This window comes from Brevundimonas sp. (assembly GCF_032107865.1).
GTDB lineage: Bacteria > Pseudomonadota > Alphaproteobacteria > Caulobacterales > Caulobacteraceae > Brevundimonas.
On sequence record NZ_DAMCNG010000280.1, the window covers coordinates 1 to 3019 of the forward strand.

The 3019-nt window shown below is 68.9% G+C and carries 4 protein-coding genes; 1 reads left to right on the forward strand and 3 read right to left on the reverse strand.

Going from position 1 to position 3019, the window contains the following annotated elements:
• Positions 1 to 283: hypothetical protein (locus RT567_RS15485; protein ID WP_313577127.1), on the reverse strand; the 283-nt coding region annotated here is incomplete at its 3' end.
• Positions 284 to 329: 46 nt separating this feature from the next.
• Positions 330 to 1100, reverse strand: coding sequence for a ribonuclease T2 family protein (locus RT567_RS15490; protein WP_313577128.1), 771 nt, complete (start codon positions 1098 to 1100; stop codon positions 330 to 332).
• A gap of 93 nt (positions 1101 to 1193) precedes the next feature.
• Between RT567_RS15490 and RT567_RS15495 the strand changes: the two genes are divergently transcribed.
• The gene (locus RT567_RS15495; protein ID WP_313577129.1) at positions 1194 to 1475 is read left to right on the forward strand and encodes a hypothetical protein; all 282 of its coding nucleotides are present in this window, start codon (positions 1194 to 1196) and stop codon (positions 1473 to 1475) included.
• A 7-nt stretch (positions 1476 to 1482) separates the two neighbouring features.
• Here the strand turns inward: RT567_RS15495 and RT567_RS15500 are convergent, their stop codons facing one another.
• Positions 1483 to 2829, reverse strand: a complete 1347-nt coding sequence (locus RT567_RS15500) for a Gfo/Idh/MocA family oxidoreductase (protein WP_313577130.1) — start codon at positions 2827 to 2829, stop codon at positions 1483 to 1485.
• Positions 2830 to 3019 lie beyond the last annotated feature (190 nt).

Sequence of the window (3019 nt, forward strand, 5' to 3'; positions counted from 1 at the left end):
GGGCCACCTGGTCGGGGGTGGCCGGGGCGCCGGATTCTGCCAGGCGCACGGCCTCCGCGCCCCAGCGCGCCCGCGCCTGGGCCGTCAGCACGGCCAGTTTCTGAAAGGCGCCGACGTCGACCTTGGCGAGGGCGTGGCCGATCAGTTCACGGTTGGCGACATAGGCGGCGTAGTCGATCTGCTCCAGCAGACCGCGCAGGCGGCGTTGCTCCTGCGGCTCCATGTCCTCGGGCTGGAAATGGTCGCTGGAACGACGGCGGGACTGGGTCAGCATGGTCGACATGACGGCCTCGGACGAAACAGCGATCCGCAGCCTGACCCCGTTCTGGTTAACCGGTCGTTTGCACGCCCTGTTGCGCGTCCTGCTGAACGCCCTTCGGCGCCAGTTTCAGCCTTTCGCGATCGGGCGCGCCCAGGCCGCGCGGGCAGCGCATCGGCCGATAGTCCTTGGAGTAGCAGAGCCGCGCCTCGCGGAACCAGCCGTCGGTGGTGGCGATGAACACCCCCTCGCGCGGGAAGCCCGGGTTGGCGGCGACGAAGGCGTCGCGGATCGCTCCGGCGGTCAGGCGCTGGGCGGGAATCGCCTCCAGATCCGGCTTGTTCAGCCCGTCCCACATCTTGGCCGCCTGAGCGAAATAGGCCTCGGGGCTATCCCAGCCGCAGGTGCCGTGCGCCGCCCATTCGTGCTGTTGCAGGCTGGGCGAGGGGATCATGCAGAAATGCTCGCGCACCGTTTCGACCGGGATGGCCGGACCGGGGGCGGCGCAATAGCGCGGGTGCTTGTTGTCAGCGCCGTTGGGCCACAGCCCGTGCAGGGTCAGGCCGAACTGGTTGCTGGCGCACTGATAGCGCTCGTCCGGGTAGTCCTTGCCGCTGCGGCACGCCTGCGGCGACCAGCTGACCGCCAGCATGTTGAAGGCGACCGGCACGTCGGCCGCCACCTCGTCCTGCGGAATGCGATAGGGGCGGGCGGGGCGCACGTCGTCCGGCACGTCGCAGACGGCGCCCGCGACCTCGGTTCGCTCCGGCGCGCCTTCCGTCGATACGGTGCAGGCGGCCAGCAGGACCATCAGGGCGGCGGAGGCGAAAAGGGTGCGCATGGCGGTCTCGTAAACCCTGCGTGATCGGCGGCCAAGGCGGAACCGGCGCATGGCCCCGCTCATTGAAAGCGTAAGCATAAGAGGATGAGGCCCATGCCCGATCAAGACGCCTTTGAAGCCGCCCTGGAGGAAGCCATCGCCCTGTTCGAACAGGGCGAGAACATGAACCAGGCCCGTTTAGACGAGCTGATCGCCGAACTGGAGGCCCGCCGTCCCGACCTGGCCGCCGTGCCGGAAGGCGACCCGCGCTGCGACCGCGCCCGTGAGCTCCAGGCCCGCGCCGACGAACTGGAGCACCGCGCCGCCCAGGGTCGCGGCCAGATGGACGAGGTCAACAGCCTGCTGTCGCCCCTGATGGGCAAGAAGACGGAATAGACGCCTCTCAATACGTTCCGTCGAAGCCGAAGATCGGCTTTCGTTCGCGCCACGCCCCGCGCGTGAAGTCGGGGAAGTCCACCGTGCGATTGCCCTCGGCGATCGACTGTTCCGACAGGGGCGTGATCGCGCTCCAGCTCACGGCGTCATAGATGTCCAGCGGCATCGCGGCCTTGGCCTTCAACGCCTCGACGAAGGCGTGGATGACGAAGAAGTCCATGCCGCCGTGCCCCGACCCGGCCGCCGTGTCCGCGTGGGTCTTCCACAGCGGGTGGTCGTACTGCTCGAACCAGGCCTCCTGCGCCTCCCATTGGTGCTCGGGGCTGCGGCCCTCGATGTGGACTGACTTGTTCAGGTCCATCCAGAGCCCCTTCACCCCCTGCACCCGGAAGCCCAGCGAATAGGGCCGCGGCAGATTGGTGTCGTGCTGCAGCAGCAGGGTCTCGCCGTTGGCGCAGCCGATCGAGGTCGTCACCACGTCGCCCAGCTTGAACTGAACCCTGGCGTTCGGATGATCGGCTCCGCCGTTGTCCACCACATAGGCGTGCAGCCCCCGCGCCTTGGAGGCGTAGGCCGTTAGCGTCGTCATCCGGTTGCCCCGGTTCAGGTCGATCCAGTTGGCGATCGGCCCGATGCCGTGCGACGGGTACAGCTCCCCGTTGCGGTTGACCGAATGCCAGGTGCGCCAGCGCGCCTCGGACCAGCCCTTCGGCCCGAACTCGACCCCGCCGCCATAGGGCTTCTGCGGATCGCCGCTGTTGAACTTCACCGCGCGCAGGTCGTGCTGATAGCCGCCCTGCAGGTGCACCAGTTCGCCGAACAGTCCGGCGCGCACCATGTTCAGCACCGCCAGCACGTCGCGCCGATAACAGACATTCTCCAGCACCATATAGGGCGTGCCGGTCCGCTCGTGCGCCTCCAGCACGTCCCAGTGGTCCTGCAGGCTGACGCCCGCCACCACCTCGCAGCCGACCGGGATCTTCGCCTCCATCGCCGCGATGGCCATGGGGGCGTGCCACTCCCACGGGGTGGCGATGATGACCGCATCCAGCCCCGGATGGGCCAGCAGGTCGCGATAGGCCTGATCGGGCGCCCCTTCATAGGCGCGCGGCGCGGGTTTCCCGGCGGCCGCGATCATCCCCTTGGCCCGCGCGATCATCAGCGGCTCGATGTCGCACAAGGCGACGATGTCCACATCGGTCCGCTTCAGCAGGATGGACATCAGGCTCTGCGCCCTCAGCCCTGTGCCGATGATCCCGATCTGCAGCCGGTCGTTCCGCGCCAGGGCCGGCCCGGCCAGGGTCGAGGCGGCGACGGCGGCGGACGAGGCGGCGATGAAGGCGCGACGATCCATGATGAAGGCTCCTGCTGAACAGCGTCGCCTTCCCGCTTAGGCCAAGCTGAGCGCCTCGCCTAGCGGCCGGTCAGCGACACGCCGCCACGCAGGCCCGCGCCAGCACCTCGGCCGAGTCGATCAACGGCGCCTCCACGTCGCCCTGATCCAGCAGCAGCGGCCCCTCGGTGCAGCCGCCGATCACCGCCTC